Below are 13,188 nucleotides of genomic sequence, written 5' to 3'. Positions count from 1 at the left end.
TCAATCAAGTTCAGGGGTTTCACTCTCTTTTAGGGATTGCAGGACGTACAATTCGGTAATGGCCGGGTTCGTCCCCAAATTACTTTCGCCGGAGTCATAGGCCAACTCAAATTCACGCTGACAAATGGCTCGCTGCTCCTGCAGCTTGGATGCCGCATACTCTTTCATGGCATCGACAATACGTTTCAATTCTTCGGGAGAGAACTTTCTGCCGAGTTCCTCGTTCTTTTTCAGGCTGAATACCTGTCTTAATGCTGATAACGCTTTCATATTTGCACGACTTTTACAGGTTGTTGTACTACTTTTACCATTGCCTCCGGCACATCCTTGATGATAGCTGCGGCCAGCTCCGGGTTCCGGAGTTCAACCACCGCCCAATCATCTTTCTTGGCCGGGCTGATCAGCAATTTCTCCGGTCGGTTAAAGCAAGTCCAATTCATCAGGACTGTGCTTAAAGAGGCTACCGGCAAGCCTATTTGAAAAAGTTCCTTGTTTATTTCCATTCTGTTATAATCCATATTCAGATTTCACCATATATTAAATCCTTCAGACTGTTCACAAAACTCTGCCAACATTTCTACTTTCCGCAAAAATTCTTCAGAGGGAGGAGCCGCTTTTTCACCAAGCAATGATTTAGCTAAAGTTTGTTCCTTTTCAGACATCTTCTCCCATTCTTCAATCAGCCCCCGTTTTACAAAGACATATCCCTTAAAAAGTCTTGCCATAATAAGCGCATCCTCCTTCGATACATCAAATCCATCGTTACTAACCGGACTGCCATCAAGACGGGAACCGTCATATATATATTTTCCCGGTTGAAATGTATTCGTTCCATATCCAAACAGATAACCGGCTCCAGTTTCTTTTAAAATGACCGGCCAAGTGAATATCATTCCGTGCTTACTATCAACACCATTTTTTTTAGGAATCAAATCATACCCCATAGCTCACTGTTTTAAAATTGTTTCTATTTCTGATATAATACTCTCCAAATCCCCAAGTTCCTCCGTGTATTTCATTCGTAGATTTTCCTGTTTTTCCGTTGCTTCTCCTCCTTCATGGATATCTTCATACCTATCGTATTTTTTCCTGATATTTTTATACGCCGTTCTAAAGAAAGGGAGCAAAGTCTTGCATTCTTTTTTTGTCATACACACTGTCATTTCGTATGCAGAATTAGAAGAACTTCTGGTATAATCTATATAGCTCATTCTATATCATTTTGCAGGTTTCCACTCGATAGTTATCACGGCATCGAGTTTACCGCTACCTTTGCAGACCGGGCAATCAACTTTCACCCGTTCCCGTTGTTCCTCTCCCCAAAAGAAACCGTTACCGTGGCAATAGCTACACCGGTGGCCTTTGCTGGAGATACTTTCTTTCCTGTTTCCCTCCCCGATAAACATGGGAGGCGAAATCGTTATAACTTGGTTATTCTTGCTCATTTCCGTTCGTTTTAAGCGTTATCTCCCCAATATCTTATCGCACCCTCATTCCAAACAGTAAAGTGCCCTACAGAGCCGAAAAAACGGCCTTTCGAGAAAGCCCGGAAACCCTCCACGTAAATTTTCAAGGCGGCATCATACATCACTTTCTTTGCGCTCCGGCCATCAGGGTTCCGTCCATCCGCATGGGAGATAAATATCAGCAGCTTATTCCGGTGCGCCTCCTTAAATTTGATGTACTCCTTATAGCTCATTTGGGTATATTGAAAACTGTCGATGACGTAAAAATCGGGGCTTTTATGTTTATCCATCCTTTCACTAAGCTCGGATATCGGTTCGCAGTCAAGTAGCTGGAAACGGCGGTTTACCTCGGCCATGTTGAAACGGCGGAGCGTGTTCTGCATGGTAAGGCTCGCACCCTCTTCGAGGCTGTCATAAGCCACCCGCCCGAACTTTGCCAGCTCTTTACAAAGCTGCATGACAAAGCTGCTTTTCCCGTTACCACTATTGCCCCAAATAAACCAAACGCCAATCCGTTCAGGCTCTCCGAAAGCGTCCGCCCATGCACCTGTCAGCTTGAGCGTTTCTTTCTTCATGCTTACTGCTTCTGTTACCGATAATGCCCGTGCCATAAATCAATATCTGAAATCTGTAAAATGAATAATCACTCCCTCGAAAGTGTCGGAGGTCTTAAAAAACCAGCTCACGAAATCATCGAGAGTCATCCCGTCATTAGCAGCCAGCTGCTCCACGTTCAGGATACGTTTCCCGTCTATGAAAACGGTCGGCTGCTCGATATCGGACTCCCATGTCATCTGCACCTGCTGGATACCGATTTTCTTCAATCTTTTCACCTCCAGCTGCGGAGTGTGATAAGGACGGCCAATCCACCGGCGGATAGATAGCTCCGCATCATGGGAGTTGATAAGCTCCACGTTGTACGCCCATTTGCCCGGATCCTCACGAAACGTGTGGATCTTGGTTCCTTTAATCACTTTCTCAGGAAAGCCGGTAATCTGGCCTTTTTTCAAATGGCCTACAGGGAACCGGCTTGCGAGTGGTAAAACAATTTGTTTCATATACTTTTTGAATTACGTTCAAACGCCGTTCAACCGGCATTTGAACAGGTTTTTATACTATTTCGCTGCCGCCACCTTTTTCTCCCGGTGAATGGCATCTTTCACGCATCGCAAATCAAACTCCGATTTCTCCGTCAAATCGATCACATTTGCGATCTGTTTCTTGTCCGTCAGGCCGTTGGCTTGACAAATGGCAAACACATCATTGCAGGAGGTTGGCTCCAGCTCAAAGAACTTACGCCCGATACGGGAATAAATCTCGTTATACCCTTTCCGGTTATGGTTCAAACCGCAATCGATACGGTGCTGGATGTAATCAGTGGATAAGAAAGTAATCCCGCATTTGCCCTCCAACCGGTTATACAGGTTGATAAAGTAGTGGAACACGTTATCGTTCAACTTGTCACCCTCATCGAATACCAAAAGCGGATTTTCCATCTGTATGATGCTCTCGATGGCCAAGTCCAATATTTCACGGATACGCATCCCGCAAGTCTTGAAACCGAGTTTACGGGCGATCTCCCGGACAAAATCACCTTTCCGCATATCCTCATCACAAAGGATGACGAACACCTCATGATTTTTTTGTGCGTACATGGTGGCTGTCGTTGTTTTGCCGCATCCCGCACCACCCACGATCCAGCGGACTTTTTTAAACTCCTGCGCATCGCTCAGGGCATACCATATTTCCTGAAAGGAGTTCGTTTCCACCAGCTGCCAACCGGTAGCTGCGGCTGCCGGAGTAATCTGAGCGATGATATTACGGAACATATCATCGCTGATATTCTCGTACTTGCCGTTAATCACGGCACTCAGTGTACCGGCAGACACGCCGTTCAAACTCGCCGCAGCCTTTTTTTGGCTGGAATACTTCGCTGCATATACCCGGAGAACATCACGGATATTGTCTTTCTCTTGCTGTGTCATTGTACTGTTCATTTTATTTTGAATTATAATTTTCCTGCTACTTTCTTTTCATTCAGGCGGATGTCTCCATTCAGCTGGTCAAACGTGATGTTGCTTATCAGTTTTGTCACCTTACCGGCGGAGAGCTGCTCCGGATACTGACTGTACCGACGGACACGGCGTTCAATCTCACGCTCCGTTTCTTTCTTTACACCTTTCAGTTTCGGACGTTTGAGTCCCTGTTGTTCCATGCTCACGCCGTGCGCCTGCTCGATGATCCGGGCTCCCACCTGACGCTCGATGCGATCCTCCGTGTTCGCCTCGATATTCCGGCGGATAAAGGCCATTTCGCCCTCGGTCTGCTCCTGAATGTTACGGTGGATAACGATATAAGGCTCCGCCGTCCGTACAAATCTCAGCTCTCCTGCCTTATCTTTCTTGTAGAGCCGTACCGAGGTATGGTCATAAGGATCATACATCGTGTAGAATTTTTGCCCCCTGTTGTTCCTGAGAAATTCGTGATCGGGAAAACCCGGGGCCTCGTACACCTCGTATGTGAACTCACGTTTCTTGATAGTTATTTTCAGGCCGTTGTCAGTATAAGTGGACGGTTTGTCCGTCATCACCCAAAACATCTCGATCATGTCGAGAACACCCACCGCCGGGGTATCAGGGTTCACGCTGTTTTTGTACATTTCCATACGGCTCAATCCGGTAGCAAAATGCCTGCTTTCGTTCCATTCTTTCCGGGCGGCAGCGTATGCCGCTTTCAGTTCGGCCAGAGTGTAAAGTTTATCCTTGTTCGCCTCGATACGCTCTAAATTCGGGCGGCTCGTGTCCTTTTTGGTGGTGATATTTTGGCCGGTGAACCTCCAATCCTTGTGCAGAACCTCGGCCTGAAAACGTCCGAAAACACTCTCTATCGTTTTGGACTGCCCGCTGTATGGAGCCGTGGTTCTGTGAACATGGCCGACAATCTTGTCAAAGAATTTGCTGTTTTGCAGCTTTTTGTGGCCTCCCTGATTATCATGCACCAGCTCGTAAGGCTTATGACCTGATACCTGAACGGCCATGCGGTAGGCATTATATTGCGCTTCGTAGTCCTCGCTGTCTGAAATATGGTATCCCAAAAATACCTCCGAATAAGCATCGATGACCTCGTAAACCTGAGTGGTACGAACCACCAGCTTACCGTCTTTGTCGTAATCCTTGTAATACAAATTGATTTTCGTACCGTCACCGTACCATAGGGAGTCACGCATCGAAGGAAGCTCGGTTTTATTCTTGCGGCTGTAACGCTGGTGGGCTTTCAGCTCCCCGTGAACGGCATCGTACCACAACGGTTCGATGTCAGGACGGTTCAGGAACCCACGGAGGCTCTGAATGCTCCGGAGCTGCTTCCAGCCTTTCTCTTCTGCAATCCGGTTGAATTCCACGAATATTTGAGCATCAGTATAAACGGGAACGCTACTCCGCTTTAACGCTATAATCATGTTACCGGCTTCCTCGGTTATTTTCAGGGTATTGTCATTCCCCATTTTCTTGCTGATCAGGCAGGAGTAACCCTCTTTCTTGTATTGGTTTATCTTGTCTTTCAGCCGGGCGGCGTTTTCAGGCAGTGTGTGGCCATAAGAATCACGGAGGCGGTCTGCCGTTCCGATAATCGTTTCCCATACTTTCTTTGTACTTCCACCCAAAGCCTTGCGATAGCCCTCCCGGTCATTCAGGATCGATATCAACTCGTTCAGTACCGAGGCGTTTATGGTGTATTCCTCTTTTTTCCTTTCGGTAAGGCTCACCATCTCGCCGGCCTTGTCATACCGGTAATCCTCAAAGAATGTTCGGGCGGCATCATCTATTTTAAGCCTGTCTTTCATGCACTGCTCTTTGATTAGCTCCACCGGATCACCATACTTTTGCTCAAAGCGGATCCGGTAACGTTCAGGTAGGGAGGAATAGACATATAAGGCGATGTTTCCTCCACCGCCTCCACGAGAAATAACATCAACACGTTTCCTGTATTGCAAGGACTTCAATGTTCCGGGTTTTATTACCGGATCATTTCCTGATGTTAATTCATCGTAAGTTGCACATACTGTTTTTCCAAAATACTCCATACCTTTTTAAACTTTGTCCCCGGAGGCGGAGTCGAACCACCTCAAAAGACCGTCCGGGATTTTTCTTACCTTTGCAAAATCAAATCGTTATCATCATGGAAACATCATTTTGTATCACTTTTTACATTGATCAGGAGATTGCCCAGCCTGACAACGTTCGCACAGCGTTTGCAAATCAGCTAAGGAGATTGAACCTGAGATACAGAAGTAAGCCTTATTATCCCGAATCCGGATGGTTAACCCCCGCGTTTGGAGTTCCGGTGGAGTTGAGTTTCTATACGTCAATTCCAAAAGGCCGGCCAAGCGGAAGTAAGGCTCTTCATCAAGCTCTAAAAAACGCCGTGAACGAGATTGAGAGGGAACATAAGGAGGTTGTAAAGACAGCCATAGAGAGGGCGTGTCATCCATCTCGTTGACGATTTCGGGGCATCTTGCGGAGTACAAGGTTCTTTCCGCATCAAGCAGATCTTCAAACAATTTTCTGATAGTGTCATCTTCTTTAACGTGAAATACTCTTTTCATGATTAATCCTCCTTTATATTTAATGGTACTTTTTTAATCAGGCGGGCGGCATTGGCAAAATTCAAGACTACCACTATAATAGCCCATATCGGACTATCATCAGTTATACATAAAAAGCATAAACTTAGGCAGAAATACCACACGTAAAACTTTTGCCTCGCAGTCAAAGAGAAATACTCCCTGAACTCATCTCCAAAGAGAAGTAACAACACCTTTTTCATACCGCCTCCTTTTGATCTCCGATTTCAACACCTCCACGTTCAAGGGCTACCTTACGGATAAGCCTCGCCTTGCTGCTGTTACTGCGATAAACCAGTGCCTCCCAAACGGCTTTGCTCGTGACTTTAAAATCCTTTGAGATTTTCTTGATCTCACCACGATCTACTACTATTCGCTTTCTCATATCACATTGTTTTTAAAAGTTATTCATTGTCATATCAGCCGTTTTCACTACCTTTACAGCCGGTAATATTAATACGGTGATGCAAATATATAGGATAATTATCACAATATAAAGCAAAATCGTGATTATTTTCACAGAAAGAATAAAATTATGATTGAACGAATTAGCCAATTTATACAAAATCAAGGGATTAGCGTTAGATCTTTTGAACAGTCAATATCTGCGAGCGATGGCATGATTAGGCGAGCCATAAATAATAAAACAGATATTCAAAGCAAATGGCTTTCCGTTATTGCGGATAATTATCCTCACCTCAATTTAGAATGGCTAATAACAGGGCGAGGCTCTATGCTAAAGGAAACCCCACAGCCGCTATCACTCCCGACTATTAATTATGAATATAAGGGAGCACCTTACTACAATGTAGATTTTATCGGTGGATTTGATCTCGTTTTAAATGATCAAACAATTAATCCGGATTACTATATAAATTTTGAGCCTTACAATAAACCCGGTGTTGTGTGGTGTAATATTACAGGTCATTCTATGGAACCCGAATTAAGCAACGGAGACTATATCGCCCTCAAAGAAATGACCGATCCCGTCCAATATCTCCCCTATGGAGAAATATATGCCATCGTGACAGAAAGCTATCGGACTGTTAAACGAATAGGAAAAGCAGACCAAAAAGATTTTATTCGCTTAATCCCCACCAATAAAAGCCCGGAATACAGTCCGCAAGACATTCCTATTTCCATGATACAGAAAGTATACGCAGTATTAGGAAGTATGCACAGATTGTTCTAAATAAAAGAGACACACGCACGTTTTCAACACAAATAAAACAGAAATTGCCAGATACCTTTTTATAAATCAGCATATTACTCTATCATATATGCTGATTTGCATTATTCTTTATATGGTATTTTCCCCCCTTGAATAATACATAAAGCCATAAAAACGGGTAGTAAAATGGTAACTTGTATAATTCAACCCATCTTAATTTTGCTTAAATTGCATATCCAAACGCATACCCAATCAACACATTTCGTTTTTTTCTTGACAAATTTGCATACCCAAACGCATATCCTACTGCATATCCAATCCTCAAAAAACGAAATATTCCCGTTAAAATCGCCACTCTCCTCCCCCATCCCTATTTTCGCTATTTTGAGCACTAAATTTCAACTATTCAAAAGTAGGAAGCCAATCTATCTATAAAGCACAAAAAGGGCTGCAAAACGCCTAAATAAAGCATTTCGCAGCCCATGTACCGCATTTCTCCTACCCTACTCTACTCCGTTTATCACATCTCCATTGCCATGTAAAGTTGACGGGCGTTCAAACCGTTCAAAGTAAAGTCCAAAGTAAAGCCAAAGTAAAGCAGAGTAAACTTTTCGTTTTTTCTCTCTCCCCTCTCCTATTCGTACATAACTATTTGTATATCAAAACTATTACCGTTTATGCGGAATAACTCAATTTATCGCATTTCGTTTTATCCCCCTTAAATGTGTTTTGCTATATTTGCAGCATGTTTCGGAAGTATAAAGCATATTCTGTTCAGAAAATTACGATATGACAATGAAAGAAGATATTCAACCAAAGAAGAGGTCTGAAAAGATAATAATTTCAATAAGTGACGAAACCTCCGAATGGCTGGAGTTATATTGCAAAACAAACGGAATATTCCGTAAAGACTTCGTTTCACTCCCGCTGGATTATTTCGAGCGTACCGGGTTTGACCTGCAATATAGCGTTCTTGATTATTTCCCATTGGAGAAGATTATCGGAGAATTGTGCTGGGTACATAATGAACAAAAGACTTTCGGAAAAATACATGTAAAAACTGAGTTGTAATCAAATCTATTGAAAATACAATGAAAAAGCAATCTATATATTTTTTAGTAATCATCATTTTGTTAGTACAGACATCTTGCCAGCAAAATAATAATGAAGAGGACTTGTTTAACAATAAAATAACACTTTTAGAAAATAATCCTCAATTATATCTTTCTAAAGTTGATTCAATCCAAGTGACTAATCTTAATGACGAGAAAGAAGCAACTCATTTCTTATTGGTTTCATTAGCAAATCACTATATAAATAATTATTACCCACATAAAGAGTTATTACAAAAAAGTATTCATATTTTCACAAAAAAGAAACTAATTCAACAACAACTTGAATCCCTTTTGTTTCTTGCCAAAACATACAAAAAAGAAAAAAACTTAAAAATGGAGGTGCAAGCTATAGAAAAAGCTATAGATATAGCAAGCCAAATAGAGGATAAAGAATGGCTATGTTGTTTATATGGCTATCTAGGAGATATGTATATCCGCAAATACAATATATCAAAATTTATTAAATATCAAACATTAGCTAACCAGTGTATTGAAGATATTGCATTTAGGGATATGGATATATCAACTCAAGTACAAATGGCAAAAAGCTTTTTATATATAGGAAATCATAAAAAAGCCTATGAGTTATTGAAATTAATAGAAATTTCCATTGATAAAAACAATATTTATTATAATGAAATCAAATGCCTACAAGGTATTGCGTTATATAAGACTAAACAATGGACATTATGTATTGATAAATTACAGGAAGCTATAACATTAAAACAAACAGATGATTTTTTGTTTGTCTGCCATTCTATACTAACTTATTGCTATTACTCCATAAATGATTTAGCAAATGCTAATAAACATAGAAAATTAGCTATACAATATGACACAGACCCGGAAACTAATTTTGCTGAAATAGAATTTTATAAACTGTGTGCAGAATTTGCTAGAGAGAATAATAATACAGATAATCAAATTGATTGCCTGTATAAGGCAATAGAACGATATGAAATTCTTCTAAGAAATTTGAATGGAAGTTCTTTAGATGAAGCTATTCAAGCATATACCCACTTTTGTGATAAAAAAAATTATGAAAAGAAATTATCTACATACAAATATGCTGCTTTAAGTTCTCTTTTTATAGCAAGTATAGGGCTATTAATCTACATCAATAAAAAAAGAAAACAAGCTTACCAAATTGTGGCTCTTCACCAACAAATAGAAACATTGGAGGGATTAAATAATATAAAAGATGAAGCAAAGATGTTCATTTTACGTGATTTTGAAGTAGCCAAACAAATTGCGATGTTGAGATATACGCAAAAAGAACAAAGTGCTAAATTTATAAAAGAATTAAATAGATTCAATATTACACAAAATAATTCTTTACTAACTACGCAATGGGACAATTTTTATAAACACATTGATTTATCTTTTGATAATTTTTATACACTGCTGAAAGATAACTTTTCAGATCTAAATGAGAAAGCACTACAACTTTGCTGTATGATGGTTGCAGGGTTCAAGACAGAAGAAATTGCAGCTATATGGATGCAAAGTATTTTTTCTGTACACAAATATAAAACCAATATCCGAAAGAAACTTAAAACTCCTGAAGGTGCTAATATCATAGCTTTTTTAATGTCTGCTCCTCCATTCCAATGACAGTTTATACTTTTACAATCTTTTTTTGTGATATACCCTAAATATCAAATAGTTATATATTAAGTTTACAAGTTAACAAAAAGGCTTACAAATGGCGATTTGAAGTATTAAGTCTAACTTTGCAACGTTCAAAATCAATAAATTATATGATAAAAAAAGGTTTTTTACTTGCATCGTTTGCCATAGGTGTTTTTGCAAATATATTCGCACAGGACACCTTATCTTTCAAAAAGACAAGAGATAAAAATATCTATGTAGAGTTTTTAGGATCTTCTAACCTTATTGGAGTTTCTTTCGATTCAAGATTTACTCCTATATCCCCATGGGGATATAGGCTTGGTGTTTCTTATTTTCAAGGAGGGGATTCTTTTATTAAAGCATCTAACTCTAATAGAGGGCTATTTTTCCCTATCGAAGTCAACTTTCTCACCTCTGGAAATAAGCACAAATTAGAACTTGGATTAGGTTCTAATCTTGGAATATATAACGAACATATTTCTTTTAGAGAAAAATCAAAGGATCAATATGAAACAATAAATTTCACTTCCAATACAACATTTGGATATTATTTCTTTTCTAATATAGGTTACCGTTACATATCAACTAAAGGTTTTCTATTTAGAATAGGATTAAGCCCTTCTTTTAGTTTTAATGATAAACACGGTGTAACAAAAGAACCATTTATTTACCCTTATATTAGTTTTGGATATTCATTTTAATAAATTACACATATATGAAAAAAAGAACAAAGTGCTAAACTTTTAAAGGAAATAGAAAAATTTAACTTCATAAAATATAATGACCTATTAACAATACAATGAAACAGTTTTTATAAACATATAGATTTATCTTTTGACAATTTTTACTCCATGTTAAAGGAAAACTATTCATGCTTAAATGAAAAAGAAATGCAGCTATGTTGTATGATGATTGCAGGTTTTAAAACAGAAGAAATAGCTGCTATTTGGATGCAAAGCATATTTTCATAGATACAAGACCAATATTCGAAAGAAAATTAAAGCACCTGATGGAGCCAATATTATTACCTTTCTTTCTCAAAAAAATGAAATAAATAAAAAAGATAAATATTACAAGCCTTTTTCTATATTCACTACTGACAATCAATTGATTAAATCAAATCATTACAATAAAATAAATTCTATTATAAATGGATTTTACATATATATTGCATAAATTCGCACATTGTTAAAGCCATATTATGGCAATATAAATAGATAAAATGTAAACTAAAAAAGCATGGTATAAAATGAAAAAAAAATTATTTTATTTGTTATATATCATAACTACTTCTTTCTTTATGGCTTGTGAGAAAGAAGAACATTTAGTAAATAAAAACAATGAACAGTTACCACAAAACCCTAAAGATACGGTTCAAAATAAATTTATTTTTCAATGGGACACCCTTATTGATGATAGTAAAAATGATGACGAATTTTTTATTGGTAACCAATATATAGGAGTACAAAGATGGGAATGTTTAGCAACTCCACCTCACATATATGTAGGAGCAACATTTCCTAAAAATTCTTTCGCTACAACTTTCGATAGAGAAAATATAGATAAGAAACATCCAATAGATTTAACTTTTAATTTTCCCATTCCATACATAACTTGCATGGAAGATGTTAAGGGAAGTGAATATCTACAAAAGATAAAAGAAGCTCTGAAATCCAAAGAATTCCAGAGCTATACTTCACCTCAAAGACCATATATTATAAAATTTGCAGAATTAAAATCTCTATCAAATATAGAGAACTGTTTCCCATATAATAAAGAGTTTGGCAATGCACTAAAAAAAATAGCACAACAAGAATTTAATATGAAAAACATAAAAAGCCTATGTATTAGTGAAGTTATATTCAAAGGATTCACAATCTCAATGGATGTACCCTCAGATGGGTTATTCATTGCCCCTCCCTCTTCCCTTGAAGAATTAGTTTATATACGAACACTAACATATGGTGTTACTGCTTATTTTGTAATAGCAAGTAATAATTCATACCAAAATGTTTTAGAAACTTTTAAAAACTCATTTATGGATGAATATTATAATCCCAATGGTACATTACACGAATCCCAAATTATTTTATTAACGATATCCGATATAAACCAAGAAGCATCTATAAAATTAACATTCAACGACTTAAATAGATTTTTAAAAAATCCATTTATAAACGGTAATACATATGGATATCCTATATATTGTGAAGCTTTTTCTATCAAAAATAACAAAGTCTTCACAAGAGAAAACTAAAAACTATTACTAATCAACTCATTTAACTATGAACTCAAAATTATTTATTTTATTCTTAAGTTTCTGTTTGTTTTCGTCATGCTCAACGATGCTTGAGATAATAACAGGAGATTATAAATGCGCATACCCTAATTGTAATGAACGGGCGACAACAAATTCAGTATATTGCCCATACCATAAGCCCTACTATCTTAAATAGCATCATCACATACATACCTTCTCCTGTTTTCCCGCCTCTCTCTTTTTCTCCATATCCTTTTCAACCAGGGTTGTGATCACCCTGGAAGGGGAGGAATTATGGATATACATGAACAATCCCGGATTTTCGGGTTAGCGGAAATTTCTGGTTGGTAATTTTTAAAATTCGCTATCTTTGCTTACCTTTGTTTTATGAAACCCGGACAACTCCTTCGTGCCATCCTTCCGGATGTGCTTATAGACAACTTTAATATTGTCAATTTCGACAAAAGTGCTGACCGTTTTGATATTTATCTTGATGAAAAAAAGTTCAGCTAAAAGAAGATAAGACCAACCCGGATATCATATCCTATGGTTTTGGTGAGTATCGTACAATCCAAGACTATCCTATTCGTGGTCGCGCCACTTATCTCCATGTTCGTAAACGTAAATGGCTTGACAGATCTTCCAATGAAATCTTCAGTTATGACTGGGATTTATCCGAGTTTGACGGTACACGGCTGAATTCTGAGTTCGTTTCTTTTTTAAAAGAAGGAGATTGAATCTACTCCTGTGAGCATTTGTGTGCTTGCGGAACGTTATGGCGTAAAAGGGCAGACTCCTCGTAAACAATACAAGGAGAAAATCAGTGATTACCGGAACTGGGATCAGCTCGAACATGCGCATGACTACCTCCTTTATCCTGAAAACATTGGAGAAAACCTTTCTTTGGATGAAACTTGCCTGAG

General features: G+C 38.6%; 17 protein-coding genes and 2 pseudogenes. 7 read left to right on the top strand and 12 right to left on the bottom strand.

Features of this window, described 5'->3' with window-relative positions:
• The 12 genes from RE317_RS16445 to RE317_RS16390 form a co-directional block, all read right to left on the bottom strand.
• Positions 1–270: a hypothetical protein gene (locus RE317_RS16445; protein ID WP_005779469.1), complete on the bottom strand. Its 270-nt coding sequence runs from the start codon at positions 268–270 to the stop codon at positions 1–3.
• Positions 267–503: a hypothetical protein gene (locus RE317_RS16440; RefSeq protein ID WP_032602158.1), complete on the bottom strand. Its 237-nt coding sequence runs from the start codon at positions 501–503 to the stop codon at positions 267–269. The genes RE317_RS16445 and RE317_RS16440 overlap by 4 nt, the downstream gene beginning before the upstream one ends.
• 24 nt (positions 504–527) lie before the next feature.
• Entirely contained in the window at positions 528–944 is a 417-nt protein-coding gene (locus tag RE317_RS16435) for a hypothetical protein (protein WP_032602144.1), read from the bottom strand.
• Positions 945–947: 3 nt separating this feature from the next.
• The gene (locus RE317_RS16430) at positions 948–1,151 is read right to left on the bottom strand and encodes a hypothetical protein (RefSeq protein ID WP_230582985.1); all 204 of its coding nucleotides are present in this window, start codon (positions 1,149–1,151) and stop codon (positions 948–950) included.
• Between the two features lie 66 nt (positions 1,152–1,217).
• Positions 1,218–1,445 (bottom strand): hypothetical protein, encoded by a 228-nt coding sequence (locus RE317_RS16425; protein ID WP_032602146.1) that lies wholly within the window; start codon positions 1,443–1,445, stop codon positions 1,218–1,220.
• An 11-nt stretch (positions 1,446–1,456) separates the two neighbouring features.
• Positions 1,457–2,077, bottom strand: coding sequence for a GTPase domain-containing protein (locus RE317_RS16420; protein ID WP_032602147.1), 621 nt, complete (start codon positions 2,075–2,077; stop codon positions 1,457–1,459).
• A 3-nt stretch (positions 2,078–2,080) separates the two neighbouring features.
• Positions 2,081–2,524 (bottom strand): hypothetical protein, encoded by a 444-nt coding sequence (locus RE317_RS16415; RefSeq protein WP_032602148.1) that lies wholly within the window; start codon positions 2,522–2,524, stop codon positions 2,081–2,083.
• Positions 2,525–2,581: 57 nt separating this feature from the next.
• Complete coding sequence (locus RE317_RS16410) at positions 2,582–3,451, bottom strand: ATP-binding protein (protein ID WP_032602159.1); 870 nt, start codon at positions 3,449–3,451, stop codon at positions 2,582–2,584.
• 23 nt (positions 3,452–3,474) lie between these two features.
• Positions 3,475–5,547 (bottom strand): kinase, encoded by a 2,073-nt coding sequence (locus tag RE317_RS16405; RefSeq protein ID WP_032602149.1) that lies wholly within the window; start codon positions 5,545–5,547, stop codon positions 3,475–3,477.
• Between the two features lie 114 nt (positions 5,548–5,661).
• A complete protein-coding gene (locus RE317_RS16400) occupies positions 5,662–6,069 on the bottom strand; it encodes a hypothetical protein (protein WP_080689913.1) in 408 nt (135 codons plus the stop codon).
• Between the two features lie 2 nt (positions 6,070–6,071).
• Positions 6,072–6,290 carry a hypothetical protein gene (locus tag RE317_RS16395; RefSeq protein ID WP_032602150.1) on the bottom strand — a complete coding sequence of 73 codons (219 nt, stop codon included), beginning with the start codon at positions 6,288–6,290 and terminating at the stop codon, positions 6,072–6,074.
• A complete protein-coding gene (locus RE317_RS16390; RefSeq protein ID WP_005940392.1) occupies positions 6,287–6,472 on the bottom strand; it encodes a hypothetical protein in 186 nt (61 codons plus the stop codon). The genes RE317_RS16395 and RE317_RS16390 overlap by 4 nt, the downstream gene beginning before the upstream one ends.
• 150 nt (positions 6,473–6,622) lie before the next feature.
• Between RE317_RS16390 and RE317_RS16385 the strand changes: the two genes are divergently transcribed.
• The 7 genes and pseudogenes from RE317_RS16385 to RE317_RS16355 form a co-directional block, all read left to right on the top strand.
• Positions 6,623–7,279, top strand: a complete 657-nt coding sequence (locus tag RE317_RS16385) for a S24 family peptidase (RefSeq protein WP_005940394.1) — start codon at positions 6,623–6,625, stop codon at positions 7,277–7,279.
• Between the two features lie 768 nt (positions 7,280–8,047).
• Positions 8,048–8,329 carry a hypothetical protein gene (locus tag RE317_RS16380; RefSeq protein WP_008669794.1) on the top strand — a complete coding sequence of 94 codons (282 nt, stop codon included), beginning with the start codon at positions 8,048–8,050 and terminating at the stop codon, positions 8,327–8,329.
• A 20-nt stretch (positions 8,330–8,349) separates the two neighbouring features.
• Positions 8,350–9,987, top strand: coding sequence for a LuxR family transcriptional regulator (locus RE317_RS16375; RefSeq protein ID WP_234248295.1), 1,638 nt, complete (start codon positions 8,350–8,352; stop codon positions 9,985–9,987).
• Positions 9,988–10,133: 146 nt separating this feature from the next.
• Positions 10,134–10,706 (top strand): hypothetical protein, encoded by a 573-nt coding sequence (locus RE317_RS16370; RefSeq protein WP_008669796.1) that lies wholly within the window; start codon positions 10,134–10,136, stop codon positions 10,704–10,706.
• A 548-nt stretch (positions 10,707–11,254) separates the two neighbouring features.
• The gene (locus tag RE317_RS16365; RefSeq protein ID WP_008669798.1) at positions 11,255–12,262 is read left to right on the top strand and encodes a hypothetical protein; all 1,008 of its coding nucleotides are present in this window, start codon (positions 11,255–11,257) and stop codon (positions 12,260–12,262) included.
• A 390-nt stretch (positions 12,263–12,652) separates the two neighbouring features.
• A pseudogene (locus RE317_RS16360) lies at positions 12,653–13,002 on the top strand (transposase family protein).
• A 10-nt stretch (positions 13,003–13,012) separates the two neighbouring features.
• Positions 13,013–13,188, top strand: a pseudogene (locus RE317_RS16355) (DDE transposase); the annotation flags it as partial.

It is taken from the genome of Phocaeicola sp. GP0067, from assembly GCF_031119655.1.
Lineage (GTDB): Bacteria > Bacteroidota > Bacteroidia > Bacteroidales > Bacteroidaceae > Phocaeicola > Phocaeicola vulgatus.
Note: the sequence above shows the minus strand (reverse complement) of the source record. Positions and strands in the feature narration are given on the sequence as shown.

Bases quoted from the DNA above. Each gene is read 5' to 3' on its own strand.
- RE317_RS16415 (WP_032602148.1), bottom strand. From the start codon at position 2,524: ATGAAACAAATTGTTTTACCACTCGCAAGCCGGTTCCCTGTAGGCCAT.
- RE317_RS16370 (WP_008669796.1), top strand. From the start codon at position 10,134: ATGATAAAAAAAGGTTTTTTACTTGCATCGTTTGCCATAGGTGTTTTT.
- RE317_RS16400 (WP_080689913.1), bottom strand. From the start codon at position 6,069: ATGAAAAGAGTATTTCACGTTAAAGAAGATGACACTATCAGAAAATTG.
- RE317_RS16395 (WP_032602150.1), bottom strand. From the start codon at position 6,290: ATGAAAAAGGTGTTGTTACTTCTCTTTGGAGATGAGTTCAGGGAGTAT.
- RE317_RS16420 (WP_032602147.1), bottom strand. From the start codon at position 2,077: ATGGCACGGGCATTATCGGTAACAGAAGCAGTAAGCATGAAGAAAGAA.
- RE317_RS16390 (WP_005940392.1), bottom strand. From the start codon at position 6,472: ATGAGAAAGCGAATAGTAGTAGATCGTGGTGAGATCAAGAAAATCTCA.
- RE317_RS16380 (WP_008669794.1), top strand. From the start codon at position 8,048: ATGACAATGAAAGAAGATATTCAACCAAAGAAGAGGTCTGAAAAGATA.
- RE317_RS16375 (WP_234248295.1), top strand. From the start codon at position 8,350: ATGAAAAAGCAATCTATATATTTTTTAGTAATCATCATTTTGTTAGTA.
- RE317_RS16385 (WP_005940394.1), top strand. From the start codon at position 6,623: ATGATTGAACGAATTAGCCAATTTATACAAAATCAAGGGATTAGCGTT.
- RE317_RS16365 (WP_008669798.1), top strand. From the start codon at position 11,255: ATGAAAAAAAAATTATTTTATTTGTTATATATCATAACTACTTCTTTC.
- RE317_RS16445 (WP_005779469.1), bottom strand. From the start codon at position 270: ATGAAAGCGTTATCAGCATTAAGACAGGTATTCAGCCTGAAAAAGAAC.
- RE317_RS16425 (WP_032602146.1), bottom strand. From the start codon at position 1,445: ATGAGCAAGAATAACCAAGTTATAACGATTTCGCCTCCCATGTTTATC.
- RE317_RS16405 (WP_032602149.1), bottom strand. From the start codon at position 5,547: ATGGAGTATTTTGGAAAAACAGTATGTGCAACTTACGATGAATTAACA.
- RE317_RS16440 (WP_032602158.1), bottom strand. From the start codon at position 503: ATGGAAATAAACAAGGAACTTTTTCAAATAGGCTTGCCGGTAGCCTCT.
- RE317_RS16435 (WP_032602144.1), bottom strand. From the start codon at position 944: ATGGGGTATGATTTGATTCCTAAAAAAAATGGTGTTGATAGTAAGCAC.
- RE317_RS16410 (WP_032602159.1), bottom strand. From the start codon at position 3,451: ATGACACAGCAAGAGAAAGACAATATCCGTGATGTTCTCCGGGTATAT.
- RE317_RS16430 (WP_230582985.1), bottom strand. From the start codon at position 1,151: ATGACAAAAAAAGAATGCAAGACTTTGCTCCCTTTCTTTAGAACGGCG.